General features: G+C 69.3%; 21 protein-coding genes and 1 tRNA gene. 14 read left to right on the top strand and 8 right to left on the bottom strand.

Translation table 11 applies throughout. The features are described 5' to 3' along the window. From lepB (RUH65_RS10090) to RUH65_RS10050, 9 genes are all read left to right on the top strand, one after another. Positions 1-679 (top strand): signal peptidase I (lepB, locus tag RUH65_RS10090; RefSeq protein WP_396179998.1); only part of this gene is annotated, 679 nt, incomplete at its 5' end. 91 nt (positions 680-770) lie between these two features. Next, positions 771-1550 carry a signal peptidase I gene (gene lepB / locus RUH65_RS10085; RefSeq protein WP_313817272.1) on the top strand — a complete coding sequence of 260 codons (780 nt, stop codon included), beginning with the start codon at positions 771-773 and terminating at the stop codon, positions 1548-1550. Between the two features lie 34 nt (positions 1551-1584). Beyond that, positions 1585-2406, top strand: a complete 822-nt coding sequence (locus RUH65_RS10080) for a ribonuclease HII (RefSeq protein WP_313817271.1) — start codon at positions 1585-1587, stop codon at positions 2404-2406. Beyond that, positions 2403-2729 carry a DUF2469 domain-containing protein gene (locus RUH65_RS10075; RefSeq protein WP_313817270.1) on the top strand — a complete coding sequence of 109 codons (327 nt, stop codon included), beginning with the start codon at positions 2403-2405 and terminating at the stop codon, positions 2727-2729. Before RUH65_RS10080 ends, RUH65_RS10075 begins: the two co-directional genes overlap by 4 nt. A gap of 140 nt (positions 2730-2869) precedes the next feature. Further along, on the top strand, positions 2870-3274 hold the full coding sequence (locus tag RUH65_RS10070) for a YraN family protein (RefSeq protein WP_313817269.1): 405 nt from the start codon (positions 2870-2872) through the stop codon (positions 3272-3274). Next, positions 3271-4848, top strand: a complete 1578-nt coding sequence (locus RUH65_RS10065; RefSeq protein ID WP_313817268.1) for a YifB family Mg chelatase-like AAA ATPase — start codon at positions 3271-3273, stop codon at positions 4846-4848. The genes RUH65_RS10070 and RUH65_RS10065 overlap by 4 nt, the downstream gene beginning before the upstream one ends. A gap of 62 nt (positions 4849-4910) precedes the next feature. Further along, on the top strand, positions 4911-6266 hold the full coding sequence (gene dprA / locus RUH65_RS10060) for a DNA-processing protein DprA (RefSeq protein ID WP_313817266.1): 1356 nt from the start codon (positions 4911-4913) through the stop codon (positions 6264-6266). Positions 6267-6389: 123 nt separating this feature from the next. Next, positions 6390-7436, top strand: coding sequence for a tyrosine recombinase XerC (locus RUH65_RS10055; protein WP_313817265.1), 1047 nt, complete (start codon positions 6390-6392; stop codon positions 7434-7436). Between the two features lie 221 nt (positions 7437-7657). Continuing rightward, entirely contained in the window at positions 7658-8161 is a 504-nt protein-coding gene (locus RUH65_RS10050; protein ID WP_313817264.1) for a DUF3145 domain-containing protein, read from the top strand. A 172-nt stretch (positions 8162-8333) separates the two neighbouring features. Here RUH65_RS10050 and fabF read toward each other — a convergent pair whose 3' ends face one another. From fabF to aceE, 6 genes are all read right to left on the bottom strand, one after another. Next, positions 8334-9581 (bottom strand): beta-ketoacyl-ACP synthase II, encoded by a 1248-nt coding sequence (gene fabF, locus RUH65_RS10045; protein WP_313817263.1) that lies wholly within the window; start codon positions 9579-9581, stop codon positions 8334-8336. A gap of 157 nt (positions 9582-9738) precedes the next feature. Beyond that, the gene (locus RUH65_RS10040; RefSeq protein ID WP_188803109.1) at positions 9739-9984 is read right to left on the bottom strand and encodes an acyl carrier protein; all 246 of its coding nucleotides are present in this window, start codon (positions 9982-9984) and stop codon (positions 9739-9741) included. A 75-nt stretch (positions 9985-10059) separates the two neighbouring features. Next, positions 10060-11112, bottom strand: coding sequence for a beta-ketoacyl-ACP synthase III (locus RUH65_RS10035; RefSeq protein ID WP_313817262.1), 1053 nt, complete (start codon positions 11110-11112; stop codon positions 10060-10062). Positions 11113-11197: 85 nt separating this feature from the next. Next, positions 11198-12160 (bottom strand): ACP S-malonyltransferase, encoded by a 963-nt coding sequence (locus tag RUH65_RS10030; protein WP_313817261.1) that lies wholly within the window; start codon positions 12158-12160, stop codon positions 11198-11200. Positions 12161-12239: 79 nt separating this feature from the next. Next, entirely contained in the window at positions 12240-13436 is a 1197-nt protein-coding gene (locus RUH65_RS10025; RefSeq protein ID WP_313817260.1) for a helix-turn-helix domain-containing protein, read from the bottom strand. A 161-nt stretch (positions 13437-13597) separates the two neighbouring features. Further along, positions 13598-16303, bottom strand: coding sequence for a pyruvate dehydrogenase (acetyl-transferring), homodimeric type (gene aceE, locus RUH65_RS10020; RefSeq protein WP_396180000.1), 2706 nt, complete (start codon positions 16301-16303; stop codon positions 13598-13600). Positions 16304-16654: 351 nt separating this feature from the next. On the opposite strand from aceE, the gene RUH65_RS10015 reads away from it, so the two are divergent. The 4 genes from RUH65_RS10015 (at position 16655) to RUH65_RS10000 (ending at position 19201) form a co-directional block, all read left to right on the top strand. Further along, positions 16655-17038: a DUF3052 domain-containing protein gene (locus tag RUH65_RS10015; RefSeq protein ID WP_313817258.1), complete on the top strand. Its 384-nt coding sequence runs from the start codon at positions 16655-16657 to the stop codon at positions 17036-17038. A gap of 92 nt (positions 17039-17130) precedes the next feature. Then, positions 17131-17586, top strand: a complete 456-nt coding sequence (locus RUH65_RS10010) for a redoxin domain-containing protein (RefSeq protein WP_313817257.1) — start codon at positions 17131-17133, stop codon at positions 17584-17586. 67 nt (positions 17587-17653) lie between these two features. Continuing rightward, positions 17654-17727, top strand: a tRNA-Val gene (locus RUH65_RS10005). Between the two features lie 634 nt (positions 17728-18361). Then, a complete protein-coding gene (locus RUH65_RS10000) occupies positions 18362-19201 on the top strand; it encodes a CPBP family intramembrane glutamic endopeptidase (protein WP_313817256.1) in 840 nt (279 codons plus the stop codon). 724 nt (positions 19202-19925) lie between these two features. Here RUH65_RS10000 and RUH65_RS09995 read toward each other — a convergent pair. Further along, positions 19926-21071, bottom strand: coding sequence for a class I SAM-dependent methyltransferase (locus RUH65_RS09995; RefSeq protein WP_313817255.1), 1146 nt, complete (start codon positions 21069-21071; stop codon positions 19926-19928). 47 nt (positions 21072-21118) lie between these two features. Continuing rightward, on the bottom strand, positions 21119-22051 hold the full coding sequence (locus RUH65_RS09990; RefSeq protein ID WP_313817254.1) for an SDR family NAD(P)-dependent oxidoreductase: 933 nt from the start codon (positions 22049-22051) through the stop codon (positions 21119-21121). Between the two features lie 185 nt (positions 22052-22236). Between RUH65_RS09990 and panD the strand changes: the two genes are divergently transcribed. After that, positions 22237-22653: an aspartate 1-decarboxylase gene (panD, locus tag RUH65_RS09985; RefSeq protein ID WP_313817253.1), complete on the top strand. Its 417-nt coding sequence runs from the start codon at positions 22237-22239 to the stop codon at positions 22651-22653. Positions 22654-22681: the final 28 nt, after the last annotated feature.

The following is a 22681-nucleotide window of genomic DNA, read 5'->3' as shown; positions in this document are numbered from 1 at the left end:
CCCCCCGCGGCGTCGTCGTCTGCGGACAGCGGTCGCCTCACATCCTGTCCGGGCCTGGGCCGTCCTCGTCGGTGCGGTGTTGATCGCCGCCGTGCTGGCTGCCGCCTTGCTGCGCAGCACGGTGGCGGACCTGTATCGCGTCCCCTCCGGGTCCATGGAGCCGCTCCTGCTCCCCGGAGACCGCATCAGTGTGGATCGGGGGGCCTACGCCGCCGAACCGGTGGAGCGGGGAGACGTGGTCGTCGTGGACGGGGAGGGCAGCTTCGTTCCCTACGATCCCCGGCCTGCACCGCTCCGGGCCGTGGACGAGGCCCTGCAATGGCTCGGCCTGGCGCCGGACACCTCCGCCTACGTGAAGCGAGTGGCGGGCGTGGGCGGGGACAGCGTCTCCTGCTGCAGCGTCGACGGACTGCTCGAGGTCAACGGCGAGGCCGTTCCGGAGGACTACCTCGCCGCACCGCCGGCCTCCCGCACCACGTTCGCCGTCGAGGTGCCCGAGGGACGGCTGTTCCTCCTGGGGGACAACCGCCACCACTCCCACGATTCACGTGGCCTCCTGGGAGCCCCGGGGGGCGGCATGATCGAGGAGACCAAGGTCATTGGGAAGGTGACCGGCATCGCGTGGCCCGCGGAGCGACGCACCCCGCTGGAGCCGGGGCCGGGAGCGGGCGAGCGGTAGAGTGGACAGCCGGACCAGCGGAGAGGACGGGGAGATGGCCCAGGAGAACAACCCGGGGGCACCTGAGGCCCCTCAAGGGGAAGGCTCCGGGATGACCCCCGCTGAGACCTCCACCGAGGCCCCTGCGGGCCACGATGCCGGTCATGTCGCGGGGCCTACCACCGGCCACGCCGGCGCTTCCTCCGGAGGACACCGGCTCTGGCTCGCAGTCCGTGAAGTCGTCCTGATCGTGCTCATCACCCTGCTGGCCTCCTTCCTGGTCAAGACCTTCCTGTTCCGCGCGTACTACATCCCCTCCGGGTCCATGGAGCAGACGCTGCAGATCAACGACCGGATCTTCGTCAACCTCCTGGTCCCCGGCCCCTTCGACGTGGAGCGCGGCGACGTGGTGGTCTTCGAGGACACCAAGGGGTGGCTCGGTGAACCGGCCCCGGTGGCCTCCAACCCGGTCCGCGAGGCCCTCGAGTTCATCGGCCTGATGCCGAACTCCTCCGAGCAGCACCTCGTCAAGCGGCTCATCGGGCTGCCGGGGGACCGGGTGGAGTGCTGCACCGCCGAGGGCATGCTCACCGTCAACGGCACCCCGGTCGACGAGCCGTACCTGCACCCGGGATCGGCCCCCTCGGACATCCCCTTCGACGTCACGGTGCCCGAAGGCCACATCTGGGTCATGGGGGACCACCGGGACGCTTCCGCCGACTCCCGCATGCACCAGGACGGCCCGGGAAACGGCTTCATCAACCTGGATGACGTGACCGGCCGCGCGGAGGTCATCGCCTGGCCCCTGTCCCGCTGGGGGGATGCCGGCGGCGATCGCGACGCCTTCGAGTACGTCCCGGACTCCGAGGCGGCCCGGACGGAGCCCGAGTGAACCCCGCCCGCCCCGGAGCAGGACGTCGGCCCGCATGACCCCGCGCGCCGCTGTGCCCGGTCCTGACCTGTCGGTCGAGCTGTCTCTCGTCGCGGCCCGGCTGGACCTCGCCCCACCCACAGACATCAAGCGCACGGGGGATGCCGAGCCGACCGGACGCCCGCTGCTGGTCGCCGGCATGGATGAGGTGGGCCGGGGCGCCCTGGCCGGTCCGGTGAGCGTGGGGGTCGTCGTCGTGGCCCTGCCCGACGCCGGCCCGCAACCGGCGGTCCGTGACTCCAAGGTCCTGTCCGCCAAGCGCCGGGAGGCGCTGGTTCCCGAGATCCTCGCCTGGGGTGCCGCGGCCGCCGTCGGGCACGCGGAACCCGGGGAGATCGACCGGTACGGGATCTCCGCGGCCCTCGCCCTCGCGGGACGGCGGGCCTGGCACCGGGTGGCGGTTGATCTGGGGCGCATCCCGGATGCGCTGGTGCTGGACGGACGCGACAACTGGCTGCCGAGGTCCCCGCTGCAGGCCAGCGTCGGCCTGGCCCCCGGCCCCGGTGCGGTGCACCTCCAGGTCAAGGCCGATGCGACGTGTGCCACCGTGGCCGCCGCCTCGATCCTGGCCAAGGTAGAACGCGACGGGCTGATGACCGGCTTGTCGGAGGCCTTTCCGGACTACGGTTGGGAGGGCAACAAGGGATATGGGGCCGCGGCGCACCGGCAGGCCATCTGGGACCGGGGGCCGAGCCCCTACCATCGGATGAGCTGGAACCTGGGTCTGTCGCGAGGCCAGGAAGCAACCCCGGCCTGGCCGCGGAGGCCGGAACAGGGCCGGGAACAGCGCCTGCAACAGGGAGAATGGACGGCATGAGCGGCGACGAACTCGAGAACTACGAATCCGAGATGGAGCTCCAGCTCTACCGGGAGTACCGTGACGTGGTCGGCCTCTTCCGGTACGTGGTGGAGACCGAACGCCGCTTCTACCTGGCCAACGCCGTGGAGGTGAAGGCCCGCGCGGAGGGTGGCGAGGTGTTCTTCGAGGTCCTGATGGAGGACGCCTGGGTGTGGGATATCTACCGCACCGCCCGCTTCGTGAAGCGGGTGCGGGTCCTCAGCTTCAAGGACGTCAACGTGGAGGAACTTCCGCAGAACGACGACCTGCAGCTGCCCCAGGACGGGCCCGCCCTGCCGTAGCCGCGGAACCGGCGGGTGGTGTCCGGAGAACCGGCGCTGTCCTCCACAGCGCACCGGTTCCCCTCCAGCATCCACAGTGCGCACGCGCCACACCCCACGCCACCCTGACAGCGAGCAGGCTGGAGCGTGGAGGTGCATCAATGGATCAATCCACCGCGGCCGGTCGCCGGCCGCAGCAATCATCAGCACACACGGCTCTCGGCCGCTTCGGGGAAGATGTGGCCGCCCGGTGGCTGCAGGATCAGGGCTACGAGATCGTGGACCGCAATTGGCGCTGCCCGGACGGTGAGCTCGACCTCGTGGGGATCCACCAGGGGTGGTGGGTGGCGGTCGAGGTCAAGACCCGCCGCGGTCTCGGGTACGGCCACCCCTTCGAGGCCATCAACCCCCGCAAGCTCCGCCGGCTCTACCGGCTGTCGCTCCAATGGGCGGCGGCGCACCCGGACGTGCGGCGGCTGGCCGGCTGGCGGGTGGACGCCGTCTCCGTCCTGCTTCCGGCCGGCGGTGGCTTGACCGTCGAGGTCCTGAAGGACATCCGCCCATGAGCGCGGCCGCCGTGATGGGACGGACCTTGGCCGTGGCCCTCACCGGCATGCACGGCCACGTGGTGGAGGTTGAGGCGGACATCGGTCAGACGCTGCCCGGCTTCGTCCTGCTCGGGCTGCCGGACCAATCGCTCCAGGAGAGCCGGGACCGGATCAAGGCCGCCGCCCGCAACTCCGGGCTGCCGCTGACGCGGAGGCACTTGACCGTGAACCTGGTTCCGGCGGCGCTGCACAAGCGCGGCCCGGGATTCGACTTGGGCATCGTGATGGCCGCCTATGCCGCCGACCGCCAGGTGCATGGCGTCCACGGCCCCGTGTTCCTGGCCGAACTGGGGCTGGACGGCCGTTTGCGCCATGCCCCTGGCATCCTGCCCTCGGTGATGGCGGCGGTCGAGTCCGGGTACCCGGAGGTGGTGGTGGCCGAGGAATCGGCGGATGAGGCCTCCCTGGTTCCTGGCGCGAAGGTGCGTGGGTTCCGCTCCCTGTATGACGTGATCCGGGCCTTCGGCGGGGAACCGGAACCCCCACTGGCCAGTGCCGTGGCGGAACCACCGCCGGGTGGTGAGGACAGGGGCGCCTCCATCGACCAGTCCTGGGGGCGCGAACCCGATCTCTCGGAGGTCGCGGGGCAGGCTGAGGCCAGGTTCGCTCTGGAGGTGGCTGCCGCCGGTGGACATCACCTGTTGTTGGAGGGCAGCCCGGGGGCGGGCAAGACGATGCTGGCCGAACGGCTGCCCGGCATCCTGCCACCATTGGACGACCAGACGGCGCTGGAGGCGACCGCGGTCCGCTCGCTGACCGGACGGCCCCAGGATGCGGCCAGGCTGATCCGCCAGGCTCCCTTCCAGGCGCCCCACCATTCCGCGTCCATGGCGGCCCTGGTGGGCGGCGGGTCAGGGATCGCTCGGCCGGGGGCCGCGTCCCTGGCGCACGGCGGGGTGCTGTTTCTCGATGAGGCACCGGAGTTCGACCGGCGTGCCCTGGACGCCCTGCGCCAGCCCCTGGAGTCCGGGACCATCACCCTCCACCGGTCCTCCGGGGCGGTGCGCTATCCCTCCCGCTTCCAACTGGTACTCGCGGCGAACCCCTGCCCCTGCGGTTGGGGCGGCGGCCGCGGCAGCAAGTGCCGGTGTACGTCCCTGCAACGGCGGCGCTATGCGGCCAAGCTGTCCGGCCCCCTGCTGGACCGGGTGGATATCCAGGTGGCGGTGCCGGCGGTGGACGCCACGGCCCTGGTCTCCGGTGCCGGGGGAGAGGATTCGGCCACGGTGCGGGACCGCATCCTGCCGGCCGTCCAGCGGCAGGCCGAGCGGCTGAGGCCCTTCGGCCTGTCCCGCAACGCCCACCTCCCGGCGGCGATCCTACGGGAGGGGCCGCTGGCCATCGGGCCCGGTGCGCGCGCCGGAGCCGATGCGGCCCTGGACCGGACCGAGCTCACCGCCCGGGGCCATGCCCGCGTCATGCGTCTGGCCTGGACCATGGCGGACTTGCGCGGAGCGGACCAACCGGCGGCGGAGGACGTGGACGCGGCCCTGTATCTGCGGCGCCGAAGCGACGGGGAGGACGCCGCATGAAGGGCTATCAGGGAGACAGAGGCAGCGACAGCGACAGAGACGGGAATAGAGATGGGGACGAGATGACGGGAGAGGACAGGTGCGGGAACGCCATTCCGGCGGGAGCCACCGACGAGCTGCGTATCGCCCGGGCCGCCCTGACCCGGCTGCTCGAGCCCGGTTCGGTCCTGGGCGCCACCGCGGTCCGGGTCTGGGGGGCCTCGCGTGCGGTCCAGATCCTCACGGGGCGGGACACGCCGGGTGCCGATGAGCGGCAGGATCTCAGGCTTGCCCTCGCCTCGGAGGGCGTGACGCTGACCGAGCGGACCTGGACCACGTCCCTGGCCGGGTGGGCGGCCCGGGCCTCGAGCCTCGCCCCCGAACGGGACTTGGCGTCCCTGGGACGCATGGGCGGTGGACTGTTGATCCCCGAGGATCCCGAGTGGCCCAGTGGGGTGGATGACCTGGGACCGGCCGCCCCCGTGGCCTTGTGGTTCCGGGGTGCGGGGCCCCTTTCCCACGAGAGCTCCACCTTGGCTGTGGTGGGCAGCCGCGACGCCACCGGCTATGGGCAGTCGGTGACGAGGACGTTGGCCGGCGGTCTGGCCGCACGGGGAGTGACGGTGATGTCCGGCGGGGCCTATGGCATCGATGCCATGGCCCACCGGGCGGCGCTGACCTCGGGGACGGGGACGCCGCCGACGGTGGCGGTCATGGCCGGAGGCCTGGACCGTTACTACCCGGCCGGCCATGAGGACTTGCTGCGCGAGGTGGCGGCGCAGGGCCTGCTGCTGTCCGAGTTGCCACCGGGTGCCAGTCCGACTCGTCACCGGTTCTTGCAACGCAACCGGATTATCGCGGCCCTGTCCGCTGCCGTGCTGGTGGTGGAGGCGCGGTGGCGTTCCGGGGCGCAGAACACGGCCGGTCACGCCCTGGGCCTGGGCCGGGAGGTCGGGGTGGTCCCCGGGCCGGTGACGTCCCCGCAGTCCGCCGGTTGCCACCGGTTGCTGCGGGAATCTCCCGCAGTCGTCGTCAGTGACGTGGAGGAGGCCCTGGCCTTGATGCCGAGCGGCGGGGATACCGAGCATGCCACTGGGGATCGACGGGCCGCGCGTCTCGGGCCCGGCTCTCGAGGCGAGAGTGGCCCTGGAGGGTCAAATAGCACGGCTACGTCGGGGCTCTCGAGTGGTGCGCCGAGCACCGCTCGGCCCCACGACCACCTCACGGTGGAGGAGCTGTTGGTCTATGAGGCCCTGCCCCTCCGCAACGCCGCCCCGGTGGACAAACTCTGCGCCGTGGCCGGATTGGGCCCCGGCACGGTCATGGGCACGCTGAAGAAGCTCCAACGCCAGTCGCTGGCCGAGCAGCGGGAGTCCGGTTGGCGCCGCAGTGCGGCCAAGGAGGGGAGTCAGCGGCATGGACAGCAGGGTCTGCGGTAGAAATGACGGCAACTACAGGGGGAGGGATGACGGGGGTGAGAAGGACTGGTCGGCCAGACTGACAGCGACGCAGGAGGGGAGTCGTAGCCGCGTCAGGGGACGGCTCGGTGGCAGAGTGGGACCATGGCCTCCTCCACTGCACCGCCTGCCCCGGATGCCGGAACGCCGCCCCGGCTGGCGGCCCGGGATCGCGCCTGGGTCGAGGGCTTCGCCGACCACCTGAGGCACGAACGCAACCGCTCGGACCAGACGGTGCGCGCCTATCTCTCGGATGTGGAAGGTCTCGTCACCGAGGTGGCCGAACACGAGCAACTGGTCCCCGTGGAGGGAGCCTGGCCGGAGGTCTTGGGCGGACTCGACCTCGCCGACCTGCGCGGCTGGTTGGGCCGGCTGTCCGCAGTCGGGCGCTCGCGGTCAACGCTCGCCCGGAAGACCGCCTCCGTGCGGGTCTTCATGGCGTGGGCCGTGCGGGAGGGACACCTCGAACAGGACCCGTCGCTCCGGCTGAGTTCCCCGAAGCGCAGCAGCACGCTGCCTGATGCCCTCAGTGCCGGCCAGGCTGGACGGCTGTTGGACACGGCCGGGGCGCCCGCGCCGGGGGACGCCAGGGAACGGGCCGTCGCCCTGCGGGACGCCGCCCTGCTGGAGGTCCTGTATGCGACCGGCCTGCGCGTCTCCGAGTTGGTGGGTCTGGACCGCCGGGATGTGGACCATGAACGCCGCACGCTGGTGGTCACCGGCAAGGGCGGCAAGCAGCGGACGGTGCCCTTCGGCGCGCCCGCGGCGACCGCCCTTGACCGCTGGCTCGTTCACGGCCGGCGGGTCCTCGCGCCCGGTGACCCGTCTGACCACCGTCCACTCTCGGCCTCAGGCACCGCCTCAGGCCCAGCCCGAGATGCCCTGTTCCTCGGAGTCCGGGGCGGTCGTCTGGGCGTGCGCCAGGTCCGCGAGGTCGTCAACCGTGCCCTGGCCGGGCTCGGGGACACTGCCGCCCGTGGTCCCCACGTGCTGCGCCACACGGCAGCCACCCATCTGCTCGACGGCGGCGCGGACCTGCGCAGTGTGCAGGAACTGCTCGGCCACTCCTCCCTACAGACCACCCAGCTGTACACCCACATCTCGGTCGAGCGGCTGCGCGAGGGGTACCGTCAGGCGCATCCGCGGGCCTGAAAGGGTGTCGATCTTGGCTTGGGAGGCACTTGTGGGGCACAATGGTCCCGGAAGCACACCCATGTCATTCCTTCGACTGACTTAGGAGCTTCCGGTACCAGCATCAATAATTGAACATCTTGAGGCATCTGGCGCAAGTCGCTGCCTCCCGGGAACCCGTGTGGTTCACCCGCCTGTGGGGTCGTTGGGGAAGACGTACCGCACAGCACTGGGAGGAACGTATGTCTGAAACCATGGTCCGTGGAATTGTGTACATCCACTCGGCCCCGGCCGCGCTATGCCCACACATCGAGTGGGCGGTGGGCTCGGTCCTCGGTGCCCAGGACCGGCTCGACTGGACGGCGCAGCCGGCATCCCAGGGTGCCTATCGAGCCGAGATCGTCTGGACCGCACCCCAGGGTTCGGGCGCCCGGCTGGCCTCGGCCCTGCGCGGGTGGGCCCACTTGCGGTACGAGATCACTGAAGAGGCCTCCGCTGGAGCGGACGGCAGCCGGTGGTCCCACACCCCCGAACTGGGCATCTTCCATGCCACCACGGACGTCACGGGCAACATCATGGTGTCCGAGGACCGCATCCGCTACGCCTACGAGCAGGGCAGCGGTGACCCCTCGGCCGTCTTCCACGAGCTCAGCCTGGCCCTGGGCGAGGCCTGGGACGAGGAGCTGGAACCCTTCCGCCAGGCGGCCGAGGGAGCCCCGGTGCGCTGGCTGCACCAGGTCGGCTGATCATGACCCTCACGGTGACTGCCACAGCCACGCTGTCATAGTCGCCGCCGGAGTTGTCGCCGCAGCGGCGCTTGTGAGCCCTCCTTTTCCTCCCAGAACGGCAGAACCCGCCAGGTGATCCCGGCGGGTTCTGCCGTTAACGCCGTGGAGGGCGCGGGGTGCTGACCCGGCGTCAGACGCTCCGGAACAGGGAGACGGCGTTGTGGCCGCCGAACCCGAAGGAGTTGTTGACCGCCACGCGGGCGCCCTGGGGCAGCTGACGGGGCTGGTCGGTGACCACGTTCAGCGGGATTTCCGGGTCCTGGTTCTCGAGGTTGATGGTCACCGGGGCCTGGCCGTGGTGAACGGCCAGCACGGAGAGCACGGACTCGATGGCACCGGAGGCGCCGAGCAGGTGCCCGGTCTGGCTCTTGGTGGCGGACACGGCCACGTCGTCCAGGTGGCCGCCGAAGACGGACTTCATGGCCAGATACTCCGGGCGGTCGCCGACCGGGGTGGAGGTGGCGTGGGCGTTGACATGGCTGACGTCCGTGGGAGCGGCACCGGCCGATTCCAGAGCTAGGGTCAGCGCGCGGGAGGCGCCGAGCCCCTCTGCCTCGGGAGCGGTGATGTGATAGGAGTCCGAGGTGACGCCCGTTCCGGCCAGTTCGGCGTAGATGCGTGCTCCGCGGGCCTTGGCGTGCTCCTCGGACTCGATGACCAGGGCGCCGGCGCCCTCGCCGAGCACGAAGCCGTCACGGTCCTTGTCATAGGGCCGGGAGGCGCGCTCGGGCTCGTCGTTGCGCCGGGACAGGGCCTGCATGGAGGCGAAGGCGGCGATCGGCAGGGGATGGATGGCGGCTTCCGCGCCGCCGCAGACCACCACGTCCGCCTGGCCGGAGCGGATGAGTTCCAGGCCGATGTCGAGGGACTCAGTGCCGGAGGCGCAGGCGGACACCATGGTCCGGGCGCCGGCGCGGGCGCCCAGGGCCAGGCTGATGGCCGCGGCCGGGCCGTTCGGCATGAGCATGGGCACGGTCATGGGCAGCACGCGGCGCGGGCCCTTGTTCCGCAGGGTGTCCCAGCCGTCGAGCAGAGTCCACACACCGCCGATGCCGGTGCCGAAGGACACGGCGAAGCGATCCGGATCCACGGAACCCTCCGCGTCGAGTCCGGCGTCGGCCCAGGCCTCACGGGCGGCCACCATCCCGAACTGGGTGCTCGGGTCCATCCGCTTCATCTCCACCTTGGAGAGGGTCTCTGCCACCGGAGTGGACACCTGAGCGGCGAAGGTCACGGGCAACTCGTACTCGGCCACCCACTCCTGCTCCAGCGGGCGAGCACCCGAGGTTCCGACGAGGGCGTTCTGCCACAGGGTCGGGACGTCACCGCCGATGGGTGTCGTGGCACCGAGCCCGGTGATCACGGCTGTGCGGTTCATGTATCTACCTTTGGTCTACCGGGTCGGTGGACCCGAACGAGTGGTTTGAGAGGGGCTGGAAGTAGCCCTGAACCGGGGAAGGGGCCGGCCGGCGTCGGGACAATCCTGCTGTCCGCCGGCCGGTTCCCTCACCGGTCGCTGTGATCCAAAGGCCAGGTCAGCCCTGGGCGTTGGCGATGAACTCGACGGCGTCGTTCACGGTCTTGAGGTTCTTGACTTCCTCATCCGGGATCTTGACGTCGAACTTCTCCTCGGCGTTGACCACGATGGTCATCATCGAGATCGAGTCGATGTCCAGGTCATCGGTGAAGGACTTGTCCAGCTGGACCTCTTCGGACTCCAGGCCGGTCTCTTCGTTGACGATCTCGGCGAGGCCGGCGAGGATTTCTTCCTTGTTTGCCATGGTGGCTCCTTCGGTGTGGATGATGGTGGTTGATCCAGCGTCTGTTGACGTGGAGGTCAGGTCAGGGAGAGCGGCTCAGGGGAGCCGGACCACCTGGGCGCCGTAGACCAGCCCGGCGCCGAAACCGATTTGGAGGGCCAGGCCCCCGCTGAGGGAGGGGTCCTCCTGGAGGACCCGGTGCATGGCCAGGGGGACGGAGGCCGCGGAGGTGTTGCCGGTCTCTTTGATGTCCCGGCCGATCGTCACCGTGTCCGGCATCTTCAGCTGCTTGGCCAGCTCGTCGATGATCCGCTCATTGGCCTGGTGCGGCAGGAAGGCCGCCAGGTCCTCGGCGCGGACACCGGCCTTGTCCAGGGCCTCCTGGGCCACCTTGGCCATGGACCACACGGCCCAGCGGAACACGCTCGGCCCGTCCTGGTGCAGCGTCGGCCAGAGTTTGGACTCCGGGTCGGTCAGGGCGGAGGTGTCGCCCGTGCGCCGTGCGGTCTCCGCGGCATCACGCAGATCCAGCAGCGAGCGGGTCATGCTGACGGTCTCCCAGCGCTCACCGTCGGAGCCCCACACGCTCGGGGAGATCCCGGCGTCCTCGGAGGCGCCCACCACCACGGCACCGGCGCCGTCGCCGAGGATGAAGGAGATCGAGCGGTCCGTCTCGTCGATGAAGTCCGAGAGCTTCTCGGCACCGACCACGAGCACATTCTCGGCCATGCCGGACCGCACCAGGGCGTCGGCCTGGGCCACGCCGTAGCAGTAGCCGGCGCAGGCGGCGGAGATGTCGAAGGCCGGCGCGGGGGTGGCTCCGATGTTGTGGGCCAGCGCGGCGGCGGCCGACGGGGTCGCGTAGGGGGAGGTGACGGTCGAGACGATGACGGCGTCGATGTCCGCCCCGGTGAGCCCGGCCTTCTCGATGGCCTCCTGGGCCGCCTGGGTGGTGAGGTCGAGCAGGGACTGGTCCCGGTCGGCACGGCGGCGGGTGACGATGCCGGTGCGCTTCTGGATCCACTCGTCCGAGGAGTCGATCGGTCCGGCGATGTCCTCATTGGTCACCACCAGGTTGCCGCGCGCGGCGCCCACGGAGAGGATGCGGCTGCCGGCGGCGGGCTCGTACTGCTTCAGGGTGGTGGTCATGGTGTCCTCGGGGTTCTCGGGTTGCAGTCTGGGTGGGTGGGGCTCGGACACCAGGGGATCTCCGCGCGCCCGGCGTCCGGTCAGGTCAGCCGGCGGTACCGGTGGTGGAGGGGGTGACGGTGGCGGCCACGCCGTGCTCGGCGATGAAGTCACGGGCGGCGTCCAGGTCCGCGGGGGACTTCACCGCCAGGGTGGGAGTGCCCTTGAGGGCACGCTTGGCCAGACCGGTGAGAGTGCCCCCCGGCAGCAGTTCCAGGATGCCGGTCACGCCGGTGTCCCTCAGGGTGTCCATGCAGAGGTCCCATCGGACCGGGCGGGTCACCTGGTCCACGAGCTGGTCCACGAACCGGCGCCCGGTGTCCACCACGAGCCCGTCACGGTTGGACAGCAGGGGGACGGCGGGGTCCCGGGGGTCCAGTCCGTCCGCGTAGGTGGTCAGGGCCGGAACGGCCGGGGCCATGTACGGGGTGTGGAAGGCGCCGGCGACCTTCAGGGCGATGACGCGGGCCTTGGCCGGCGGGTTCTCGGCCAGGGCGGCCAGCGAGGCAGCCGAGCCGGCGGCGACGGTCTGGCCGCCGCCGTTGACATTGGCGGGGACGAGCCCCTGGGACTCGAGGGCGGCCAGGACCTCGTCCGGATCGCCGCCGAGGACGGCGGACATCCCGGTCGGTTCGGCTGCGGCGGCCTCGGCCATGCCGGAGGCGCGGATGCGGACGAACTCCAGGGCCTCGTCCGCGGGGAGCACTCCGGCCAGGACGGCTGCGGTGATCTCACCCACCGAGTGACCCGCCGCGGTCCACCCGGCCACGGGGACGGAGGCCAGGTCCAGGGCCCGCGCCGCCAGCAGGCCGGCGGCCACGATGAGGGGCTGGGCCACGGCCGTGTCCTTGATCGTGGCCTCGTCCGACACGGTGCCGTGGGCGGTCAGGTCGACCCCGGTGGCGGTGGACCACTCGGCGAGCAGGCCGGCCATGCCGTCCATCTCAAGCCATGGTGTGAGGAACCCGGGGGTCTGGGAGCCCTGTCCGGGGCACACGATCGCAAGCATGTCCTTAACTGTGTCAAAACCGTGACCCAGTTCCGGGGCGGTGGGAACACCAAGCTGCGCCTCCTGTTTTGGAGGGTTCCTACAAGTTGGTACCGGGGGCGGGGAGCAGCCGGCCGACGACCAGGGCGGTCTGCAGGACGTACGCGTCCCGCGGGGACAGGGGATCCCAGCCGGTGATCTCACTGACCCGCCGCAGCCGGTAGCGGACGGTGTTGGCGTGGATGAACAGTTCCCGGGCGGTGCCCTCGAGGGAATGCCCCAGCTCGCAGTAGGCATCCACCGTCTCCAGCAGGGAGTTGCCCGCGGCCTGCAGGGGGGTGAAGACGCGCTGGACCAGCACGTCGATGGCGGCCTGGTCGCCGTGCAGGGCACGTTCGGGAAGCAGGTCCTGGGCATGGGCCGGGCGGGGTGCGCGGGGCCAGGCGGCGGCGGCGGCCAGCCCGGCCAGGGCCTCCCGGGCGCTGCGGTGGGCATCCACCAGGCTGTCGGAGAGGGGGCCGTAGACCACCGGACCGTCACCGAACCAGGCTGTCAGGGCCAGGGCGGCCTGGCTGGGATCCGTGACGCCGCCGACCACGAGGACGATGCGTTCGGACTGGACGCCCACCAGCAGGTCGTGGCCGGCGCGGACCGCGGTGCGCCGTGCCCCGGCCAGGCGGGTGGGCAGGTCCGCGGCGGGTGTCGGCCCGGCCATCACCATGATCCCCTTGTCTCCGTTCCAGCCGGCAGCCGTGGCCCGGGAGAGGATCTCGTCCGGTGCCTCACCGCGCAGCACGGCGTCCAGCAGGACCGCCTCGTTCCGGCTGTCCCAGGCGCCGCGGGTCTCCGCGGCACGGGCGTAGACATCGGCCAGGGCGAAGGCGATCTCCCGCGAGTATCTCAGGACGGCCTCGCGCACGAGGATCTGGTCCCGGTCCTGCACGATCCCCGGCACCTGGGCCTCCACCACGTCCACGACCGTGCGGATCAGCTGGAGGGCGCGCTGCAGGCTGATGGACCGCGTCAGCTCGGTCGGGGCGCCGCCGAAGACCTCACCGAGGACGGTGCTGATCGAGGTGGTGGGCCGCTCGAACCAGGACAGGAATCCGGTGAGCCCACGCTGGGCGATGAGTCCGAGGGAGGAACGCTCGTCCGGCGTCAGCTTCCGGTACCACGGCAGCGTGGAGTCCAGGCGCTGGAGCGTGGCGGTGTTGAGCGCGCCCAGATGGGCCCGCAGCCGGCGCAGGGACTCCTCGGAGACCTTGCGCGGCGGTGGGGTGCTGCGCGCGTCGGACATGCACTTGAGCATAGGCCCCGGAAGGGGCGTCGTGACGCGCGTGACACGGGTGGGTTGTGGGAAACCCACAAGGACGACGACGGCCGGTGAGGTGCGCTGTGCACCTCACCGGCCGTCGTCGTGATCCGGGCGAACCCGGGCCGTACTTCCGGGGGAGAGGGTCAGGAATCGCCACCGGCATTGCCGGTGGTGCCGGCGTTGACGTCGTCGATCCGGTACGTGCGGTAGGCCTCGGCCGCGGTGCCCGCGTCGACCTTGCCGTCCTTCTCCAGCATCTGCAGCGCCTTCACGACCATCGAGTGGGTGTCGATGAGGAAGTAGCGGCGCGCCGCGGCGCGGGTGTCCGCGAACCCGAACTCGTCCGCACCCAGGGTGGCGAAGTCGTTCGGGACGAAGGGGCGGATCTGGTCCGGGACCAGGGTGGCGTAGTCCGTGGTGGCCACCACGGGGCCTTCCGTCTCGGCCAGCTTCTGCGTGATGTAGGGAACGCGGGCCTTGCCCTCCGCGCTTTCCAGCGCCTCACGCTCGGCGGCCACGGCGTCACGGCGCAGCTCGTTCCAGCTGGTCACGGACCACACGTCCGCGGCCACGTTCCAGTCCTGGGCGAGGATCTTGGCCGCGTCGATGACCCAGGGCACGGACACGCCGGAGCCCATGAGCTGGACCTTGGGGCCGGTGACGTCGGCGCCGGCCTGGCTGTAGCGGTAGATGCCCTTGAGCAGCCCCTCCACGTCCAGGTCCTCCGGCTCGTTCGGGTGGATGATCGGCTCGTTGTACACGGTGAGGTAGTACATGACGTTGCGGACCTCGTCTCCGCGGTCGTGCTCCCCGTACATGTCCTCCAGGCCCTGGCGGACGATGTGCGCGATCTCGAAGGAGAACGCCGGATCGTAGTGCTTCACCGCCGGGTTGGTGCCGGCCAGGATCGGCGAGTGGCCGTCCATGTGCTGGGTGCCCTCGCCGGCCAGGGTGGTGCGTCCGGCGGTGGCGCCGATGACGAAGCCGCGGGCCAACTGGTCACCGGCGGCCCAGAAGGCGTCGCCGGTACGCTGGAAGCCGAACATCGAGTAGAAGATGTACACGGGGATCATGAGCTCACCGTGCGTGGAGTAGGACGTTCCCACGGCGGTCATCGCCGAGGTGGCGCCGGCCTCGTTGATGCCCACGTGGTACAGCTGGCCGGACGTGGACTCCTTGTAGGACAGCATCAGGTCCCGGTCCACGGACAGATAGTTCTGACCCTTGGGGTTGTAGATCTTCGCCGTGGGGAAGAAGGAGTCCATGCCGAAGGTGCGGGCCTCGTCCGGGATGATCGGCACGATGCGGTTGCCGATGTTCTTGTCCCGCATCAGGTCCTTGAGCAGGCGCACGAAGGCCATGGTGGTGGCGGCCTGTTGCTTGCCGGTGCCCTTGCGGGCGTGCTTGTAGGTCGCCTCCGGCGGCATCGGGATCTTGTCATAGTCCGTGCGGCGTTCGGGCAGGAACCCGCCCAGCTTCTGGCGACGCTCCATCATGTACTTGATCTCCGGCGCGTCCGGGCCCGGGTGGTAATACGGCACGTTGTACGGGTCGGCTTCGATCTGCTCGTCCGTGATCGGGATGCGGTGGCGGTCGCGGAACAGCTTGACGTCCTCGACCGTGAGCTTCTTCATCTGGTGCGTCGAGTTCTTGCCCTCGAAGTGCGGACCCAGCCCGTAGCCCTTGATGGTCTGCGCCAGGATGACGGTCGGCTTGCCCTTGTAGTCCATGGCTGCCTGGTAGGCGGCATAGACCTTGTTGTAGTCGTGGCCGCCGCGCTTGAGTCCCCAGATCTCGTCGTCCGTCATGTCGGCGACCATGTCCTTGGTCACCGAGGAGCGGCCGAAGAAGTGGTCACGGACGAATCCGCCGGACTCCGCCTTGTAGGTCTGGTAGTCGCCGTCGAGCGTCTCGTTCATGATGCGGACGAGCTCGCCCTCGTCGTCCTGGTCCAGCAGCTGGTCCCATTCGCGGCCCCAGAGGACCTTGATGACGTTCCAGCCGGCGCCGCGGAAGTAGGCCTCCAGCTCCTGGACGATCTTGCCGTTGCCGCGCACCGGCCCGTCGAGGCGCTGCAGGTTGCAGTTGACCACGAAGTTCAGGTTGTCGAGCTTGTCATTGGCGGCGATGTGCAAGGCTCCGCGTGATTCCGGCTCGTCCATCTCCCCGTCGCCGAGGAAGGCCCAGACCTGCTGGTCGGAGGTGTCCTTGATCCCGCGGTTGTGCAGGTAGCGGTTGAACTGCGCCTGGTGGATCGCGTTGATCGGACCGAGGCCCATGGACACGGTGGGGAACTGCCAGAAGTCCTTCAGCATGCGCGGGTGCGGGTAGGACGGCAGGGCCTGGGGCGCCTTGGACTTCTCCTGGCGGAAACCGTCCAGCTCCTCCTCGGAGAGACGTCCCTCGAGGAAGGCCCGGGCGTAGTTGCCGGGCGAGGAGTGGCCCTGGAAGAAGACCTGGTCGCCACCGCCCGGGTGGTCCTGACCGCGGAAGAAGTGGTTCAGGCCCACCTCGTAGATGGTGGCCAGCCCGGCGTAGGAGGAGATGTGGCCGCCGACCCCGACCCCCTCGCGCTGGGCGCGTTGGACGATCATGGCGGCATTCCACCGCAGGTAGTTGCGGTAGCGGCGCTCGAGCTCCTCGTCTCCGGGGTACTCGGGCTCCTGGTCCACGGGGATCGTGTTGACGTAGTCCGTGGTCGTGACCATCGGTACGCCGACCGACTTGGTGCCGGCCCGCTGCAGGAGTTGGCGCATGATGTACTCCGCGCGCTCCGTGCCCCGCTCTTCCACGAGTCCGTCGAAGGACTCGATCCACTCTGCCGTCTCCTGGGGATCCTTGTCTGACATCTGGTTGGTCAGTCCGCTCAGGATGTGGGAGCTCTCTTCAGCTGCGCTCACGGCAACCTCTCTGTCGGCGGAGGGTCTCCGCTGGTCTGGTGGGCCCGCGGTCCACACCGGGATCGTCCGGCTGGATGGTCAGGGGCGGGTCCTCTGGTTCCACCCAAGACTGTATAACCTGACGGGCCCCGGACGCAGGCTTGCGTACCCCGCATGGCCCCTGGTGCCCGCGAGGACGTAATCTGGTGAGATGATGCCCACATGGGTACCACGCAACAGTCAAGGAGAGATGTGAACCAGCCAGACTCCGCCCCCGCCGTAGGGCGTACTGCGGAGACCAGTGATGGACCGGCCGCGAAGATGGGCCTTTCCCAAGGCAAACTGGTCCAGGAACTCGGTTTTGACGAGGACATCGACTTCGATTTCAGGAACACACTCGAGGACGAGCTCGGTAGCGAGCTGTTGACCGAGGAGGACCAGGAGCCGGTCGACGCCGTCCTGTTGTGGTGGCGGGAGGCGGACGGAGACGTCGATGACCTGGCCGATGCCCTCATGGACTCGCAGACCACGTTGGACACCGGTGGGGCGCTGTGGTTGCTCACCCCGCGTAACGGACGTGATGGCCACGTGCCACCGGCGGACATCGCCGAGGCCGCACCGACGGCCGGTCTGCACGTCACCACCACCGCCGGGGTCTCGGCGGACTGGTCCGCCACCCGACTGGTGGCCAAGCGCAACCTGTGACCGGTCCGGCGGGGTTGCCTCAGGTTCCGGCAGCCCCAGCGGAGCCGCCGGCACTGCGGGACCAGCACGGCCAACTCTGGCCGTGGCCCCCCGTGGCGCCACCGTCTCCGGACGCGCTCGGCGCGGGCCGGGGAACCCTGCGCGACGACGGCGTCGCGCCCATCCGCTGTTGGCTGTTCTTCCTGCCGGGGGCCTTCACCCCGGTGTGCACCGCCGAGCTCGGCTGGGTCGACGAGCTCGCCGAGCGGCTGGCACCGGCCGGCATCGGGTTGCGGGTGGTGTCCTGCGATTCAGCCGCCGTGCTGCGCAAGGTGACGGACGAGACCGGCATCCGCACTCCGCTGTTGTCCGATTTCTGGCCCCACGGGGCCGCAGCCCGCGCCGTCGGCGAGTTCAACGATTCCACGGGCCGGGCCCGGCGCAGCAGCGTCCTGATGGACGCCGCAGGTAGAGTTCTGGCCCGCATCCGGGCCACCGTCGGGGACGAGCGCAGGCTACAGGACCACCTGGACGCCGTTCCGGGGGAGCCGTCCACCAGTTGGAGTTGACGTCCCGGTGCGAGCCGCTGAGGTAGCATGAAGCGGTCCGGTGGCGGCCTGCCCGCACCGGAGGTTGGGGCCTATAGCTCAGTTGGTTAGAGCACTTCGTTTACACCGAAGGGGTCGGGGGTTCGAGTCCCTCTGGGCCCACCCTGTCTGTACCCCTTGCATCTTTGGTATCCGCAGGGACACCGGAGGCCTCTGACCTTCGTCGGAGCGCGAACACGAGACCGAGAAGTTGTGATGCATTCAGGTGCCCTGTGGCAGTTCAACCGCCCCAGAACCGCCACATTTCTTCAGCCCTGCCAACCAGGAATGGTCTCATCAAGCCACCGGACCCGATGCACGACCAGCCGCCCGAGCGTGTGGTCGGATCGCTGCGTCCTCGGCCTTGGGGCGGGAGGCCCTCGGGGTTGTCGTAGGAGTTCCGGTATGGGCGTCGGCCGTTCCCCTCGCTGAAGGCCAGGACGCGGGCATGCGCGGCCTTCCACCGACGGTCACGGTCCGGGACGGGCGTTGGCCGCGGCCGGGGCTGGTCGTATAGATACAGTCGGCCGGCCACCAGTTCGGGGTACTTACTGGCGATCCGGCCAAGACAGTCGCGGGCCTTCTGGGCGGGCTGGTCGTTGAGCTCGTCGATACTGAAATTGCCTCTTCAGAGTGGACGCTACCTCGCTGCCCTACGGCCCCGATCTGCTGCCGATTGCCCGGTCGGAGGCCTCCGATCCAGGTGGAATTCCCAACATCCAGTCGTGATTGAATAAAACCAAAACTAGGGGGGCCAGTGGAAAGTAAGACAAATCGTTCGGGATGGGCGAAGTTTTGGGAGCGCGGTCGGTGGTGGAAAGCGCTGATCCTCACCGTTGGTTACCTCGCAATTTATGAGCCGGCCTCCCTCTTCATGGCGCCCTTCTTGCCTTTCATTGGTGATGAGAGCTCAGCGAGTTTTGTAGCCGTGGTCTTCGTCGTCCCAATTCTGATCGGCAGCCTTTTGCTGATCGGCTTCGGGACAAGCCTTGGCTGGCTACGAAGCGTGTTCTCCAGGCAGCGAATCCGCGGGGGTGGCTGGATGTGGATCGCTGTCGCGGTCGTGTTGGTCTTCAACGTACTGCGATTCGCGAGCATCGACTACGCAGCGGCCGGGTTCAACTGGGTCGCCACGTGGCTCCTTGCGGGCCTCCTTATCGGTTTTTCGGAAGAGATATTGACCCGGGGGTATGTTGTGCGCATCATGCGCTCTTCGGGCCGGTCCGAGATCGCGGTCGGTCTCGTCTCGGCGGCCTTGTTCGCACTGTTGCACGCGTTCAACTTCTTCACCGGTCAACCATTGATATCCACGGTGCTTCAGATGTTCTACACGTTCTTCTTCGGTTTCTGCATGTACCTTGCGCTCCGCGTTACCCGCACGATCGTCGCGCCCATCCTGCTGCACGCGAGCACCGATCCCAGTATCTTCATGCAGGGCGCTTACCCAGCGTCGGGCTCTCTCGCCTCATTCGCACAACTCGGTAACATCGTCATGATTCTCGTCGGGGCGGTGCTGCTCGTGATTTTTGTCATCACGGAGAGCCGCCTGAGTCGTCGCAACAGTGCAGAGCTGATTGATTCCGCACGGACCTCCTGACACGCGGCAAGGATAGTCGGCATCAGTCTGTCAGCGACCGCTGAAAACTGACCCCTCGCCCTCGGGCAGGTTATGCCAGGCGACCACGGAACCGGCGACTTCGTGCACGAAGGTCGGGGTTTCGGTGCGTAAGGCGCACCAGGCCGCGTCGGGGCCGCAGGGCTGAATATGACGGCGAGGTCGGTGCCCGGCTCCACGGTGGCCGTCAAGTGCTTGGGTAAGACTATGCTGGCCGTGTCGTCCGCGCCGAGCTCCACCCGGCTCCGGAACTAAATCACGGGTGTGCAGACTCCGTGGGTGCGTACCGGACAGCGCGGCACTGCCTTGCAGGGTGGTCCAGGGGGGAATTCCGCGTGCTCGGGACGGTCCCATTGCCAAAGCGACATGGACCCGGCCCTCGCGTCAAGGCCTGCCGAGATTCCGGCCGCCGACGGGAAATCATCACGACGGAGACCCGCCACGGTGATCACATTCTCGTTGGCACAGAACACTGGATCAGCCGGGAGGCCGGGCCGGTTCGCCGACGGGTTGGTGATGAAGCCGCCATCGTTCAGGATCCGGAAGATCATCTGCAGGCCTGTCCCATCGAGGGTCATCTTGCCCCCGTCGTAGATCCGGAGCTCGTCGCCGTACCCGAGGCCAGTCTGGCTGACCGGGGCCTTCCGGATGGGCCTGTTCCGGAGATTTCGACCCCGCGGCGGTGATCAGTCAGCAGGCCGACGGCTCACCCCTCAGAGGCGTCAATCGGCCGTTGCGCCCTTAGCCTCCACAGCGAGGTGACTTCCCGCGAGCGGGCGGCGTGGAGGGGATCCGAGCGATCGGAGGCCCGCTGATGGCGGGGTGTCGTGTCGAGCCGGTCGATCACCTCGAGCCCCGCCTGGTCGATAGCGTCCATCAGCAGTTGTCGACTGCGCAGTCCGAGCAGCTCGGCCAGGTCCGAGAGGATCAACCAGCCCTCGCCGTCGTCGGTCAGATGATCCGGCAGTCCCTTCAGAAACTGCAGCAGCATGGTGCTGCCGGGGTCGTACACGGCCGCGTCGAGGGTGGTGGCCGCGCTGCCCGGCAACCACGGGGGATTGCAGACGATGAGTGGGGCCCGTCCGGCGGGGAACATGCTGGTCAGCTGGGCCTCGGCCGCGTCCTGGACGCCGAGCCGGGCGAAGGTCTCGTTGGCGCAGTCCACCGCGCGCTGCTGGAGGTCCGTCCCCACCACCTTCCGCACGCCACGGTGCACGAGCACGGCGGCCAGCACTCCCGTGCCGGTGCCGACATCGAACGCCAGTTCCCGGTTGACCAGCGGTGCCTGGGCCACCAGGTCGAGGTACTCGTGGCGGGTGGGCAGGAACGTGCCGTAATGAGGATGGATCCTGCCTTTCAGGGCGGGGATCTCGATGCCGGTCAGGTACCACTGGTAGGCGCTCTGCACGCCGGACAGCTCCTGCAGGCTCACCACAGCGTTGCCCTCGCCGAAGCCGGGTTGCTGCGCATAGGCGTATTCGACCGCGGGACCGACCTGAGGGGCGCGGGGCAGGGGCACCGTGGCCGCCCCGCCCGGTGCGTCGAACGCGAGGGGCACCAGGATCAGGGACATCATCCGCGAGCGTTGGGCGCGGGCTTGGCGCAGGCGATAGAAGGCCTGCGCATCGCCGACGACGGGCCGTGCGGCCGCCCCGCCTTTGCCCTTGGCCAGGCGTCGATCGATCGCGCTGAGGATCTGTTTCGCGTTGTGGAAGTCGCCCAGCCACAGCATGGCGGAGCCCTGGGCCGCGTACTTCACGGCTTGGACGGTGGTGAGCCGGTCATCGACGACGACCAGCTTCTGGGGGGCCGGCCGGCCGTTGGCAGACCACCACGTGGCGGATGTGCTCACCCCGGCCTGTTCCCAGGTCAGCGAGGGAGCGTCAGCAGTCGGTTCCATCAGACGGCTGCCGCAGAGAAGTCGGTACCGGTTTCCCGTACGCCTAGGTCCCAGATCGCCTCTGCGGCGGCGTCGTCGCGGGCCAGCGCTGAGGTCTGCTGCGGTTCGGGCTGGCCACGCCACTGGCGGAAGCCGTCCGGCCCGAGGTAGGTCAGCGGCGGCAAGCCGGTCACGGCTGCCTCGAGGATCGGCAGTGCTCCGTCCGCTGCCGACTGGCCGATGAGTCGGCAGACGCCCGTGACGGCGCGGTCCAGGACGGGCACGCCGGTGGCATTCTGGATGTTGGTCACGGCCCAGCCCGGGTGGGCGAGCTGGACGTCCACGGTGGCCGGTTGGGCAGTCAAGCGGCACTGCAGTGCGCGAGCCCAGAGCATGTCGCACAGCTTGGACTGGGCGTAGGCCGCCGCGATGCTCCAGCGGCGGTGCCGGAAGTGCGGGTCCGCGGCATCGACCTGCCCGCCCTGGTGTGCCCCGGAGCCGACGATGACCACCCGACCACGGAGGTGCCCGGCGATCAGGTTGGTCAAGGTGAAGGGCCCCAGGAAGTTGGTGCCCAGGATCATCTCGAATCCGTCGGTGGTCTCGCGGCGACGCGGGGTGACCGCACCGGCGTTGTTGACCAGGACATCGACGGGCTCGTCCAGCCCGGCGGCGAAGGCCCTGACAGAGGCCAGATCGGCCAGGTCCAGCTGGCCGACCCTGACCTCCGCGCCGAAGTGGCGCAGGTCCTCAGCCGCGGCCTGTCCTCGCTCTGCGTCCCGGACCGGAAGCACCAGCCGCGCCCCCGCACGGGCGGCCTCGCGAGCCACCTCCAGGCCGATCCCGTTCGTCGCGCCAGTCACCAGCCAGGTTCGTGCGGACTGGTCAAGCAGTTTCCCGGTGGTCGGGGTGGACGGCGAGGTGAAGGAGGGCGTGGATCTGGAGTCGGCCATGGTCACACGGTACCGGCGGCCTGCCGCGGCGCCCGAGGGGTCGTGGGGAAACCGGCACATCTGGCCGGAAGTGTGTCGAACGCGTTAGTATCGAGGGTTGCTTCCGGAATACGGGAAGCCCCCTGACCGTTGAAGTAGACACTCCGGCAAGTCCAGCCATCTGAAGGGATGCACGCCATATGGCCATGACGCGCACCATGTTCAAGTCCAAGATCCACCGGGCGACCGTGACCCACGCTGACCTGCACTACGTCGGGTCCGTGACCGTGGACCAGGACCTGCTCGATGCCGCGGACATCCTCCCCGGCGAACTCGTGGCCATCGTGGACGTGACCAACGGGGCACGGCTGGAGACCTACACGATCGCCGGTGAACGCGGTTCCGGCGTCCTCGGCATCAACGGCGCCGCGGCGCACCTGGTGGACGTGGGGGACACCGTCATCCTCATCACCTACGCGCAGATGGAATCCGCCGAGGCGCGCTCCTTCGTGCCGGCCGTCGTCCATGTGGACACGGACAACCGGATCGTGGACCTCGGGACCGATCCGTCCGAGGCCCTGGCCGAGGACCTGCGGCGTCCTCCCTATGCCGTGGCCCGCTGATCCCCTGACCCCAGACGTACCGACGGGG

The sequence above is a fragment of the Citricoccus sp. genome (assembly GCF_032154715.1).
GTDB lineage: Bacteria > Actinomycetota > Actinomycetes > Actinomycetales > Micrococcaceae > Citricoccus.
This window is presented reverse-complemented; position numbering and strand designations above follow the sequence as displayed.

What these genes read in the sequence shown, in the direction of transcription:
- lepB (WP_313817272.1), top strand. Translation starts at nt 771, where the DNA reads ATGACCCCCGCTGAGACCTCCACCGAGGCCCCTGCGGGCCACGATGCC.
- RUH65_RS10075 (WP_313817270.1), top strand. Translation starts at nt 2,403, where the DNA reads ATGAGCGGCGACGAACTCGAGAACTACGAATCCGAGATGGAGCTCCAG.
- aceE (WP_396180000.1), bottom strand. Translation starts at nt 16,303, where the DNA reads ATGTCAGACAAGGATCCCCAGGAGACGGCAGAGTGGATCGAGTCCTTC.
- RUH65_RS09990 (WP_313817254.1), bottom strand. Translation starts at nt 22,051, where the DNA reads ATGGCCGACTCCAGATCCACGCCCTCCTTCACCTCGCCGTCCACCCCG.
- RUH65_RS10050 (WP_313817264.1), top strand. Translation starts at nt 7,658, where the DNA reads ATGTCTGAAACCATGGTCCGTGGAATTGTGTACATCCACTCGGCCCCG.
- panD (WP_313817253.1), top strand. Translation starts at nt 22,237, where the DNA reads ATGACGCGCACCATGTTCAAGTCCAAGATCCACCGGGCGACCGTGACC.
- fabF (WP_313817263.1), bottom strand. Translation starts at nt 9,581, where the DNA reads ATGAACCGCACAGCCGTGATCACCGGGCTCGGTGCCACGACACCCATC.
- RUH65_RS10030 (WP_313817261.1), bottom strand. Translation starts at nt 12,160, where the DNA reads ATGCTTGCGATCGTGTGCCCCGGACAGGGCTCCCAGACCCCCGGGTTC.
- dprA (WP_313817266.1), top strand. Translation starts at nt 4,911, where the DNA reads ATGACGGGAGAGGACAGGTGCGGGAACGCCATTCCGGCGGGAGCCACC.
- RUH65_RS10070 (WP_313817269.1), top strand. Translation starts at nt 2,870, where the DNA reads ATGGATCAATCCACCGCGGCCGGTCGCCGGCCGCAGCAATCATCAGCA.
- RUH65_RS10080 (WP_313817271.1), top strand. Translation starts at nt 1,585, where the DNA reads ATGACCCCGCGCGCCGCTGTGCCCGGTCCTGACCTGTCGGTCGAGCTG.
- RUH65_RS10040 (WP_188803109.1), bottom strand. Translation starts at nt 9,984, where the DNA reads ATGGCAAACAAGGAAGAAATCCTCGCCGGCCTCGCCGAGATCGTCAAC.
- RUH65_RS10025 (WP_313817260.1), bottom strand. Translation starts at nt 13,436, where the DNA reads ATGTCCGACGCGCGCAGCACCCCACCGCCGCGCAAGGTCTCCGAGGAG.
- RUH65_RS10015 (WP_313817258.1), top strand. Translation starts at nt 16,655, where the DNA reads ATGGGCCTTTCCCAAGGCAAACTGGTCCAGGAACTCGGTTTTGACGAG.
- RUH65_RS10055 (WP_313817265.1), top strand. Translation starts at nt 6,390, where the DNA reads ATGGCCTCCTCCACTGCACCGCCTGCCCCGGATGCCGGAACGCCGCCC.
- RUH65_RS10065 (WP_313817268.1), top strand. Translation starts at nt 3,271, where the DNA reads ATGAGCGCGGCCGCCGTGATGGGACGGACCTTGGCCGTGGCCCTCACC.
- RUH65_RS10035 (WP_313817262.1), bottom strand. Translation starts at nt 11,112, where the DNA reads ATGACCACCACCCTGAAGCAGTACGAGCCCGCCGCCGGCAGCCGCATC.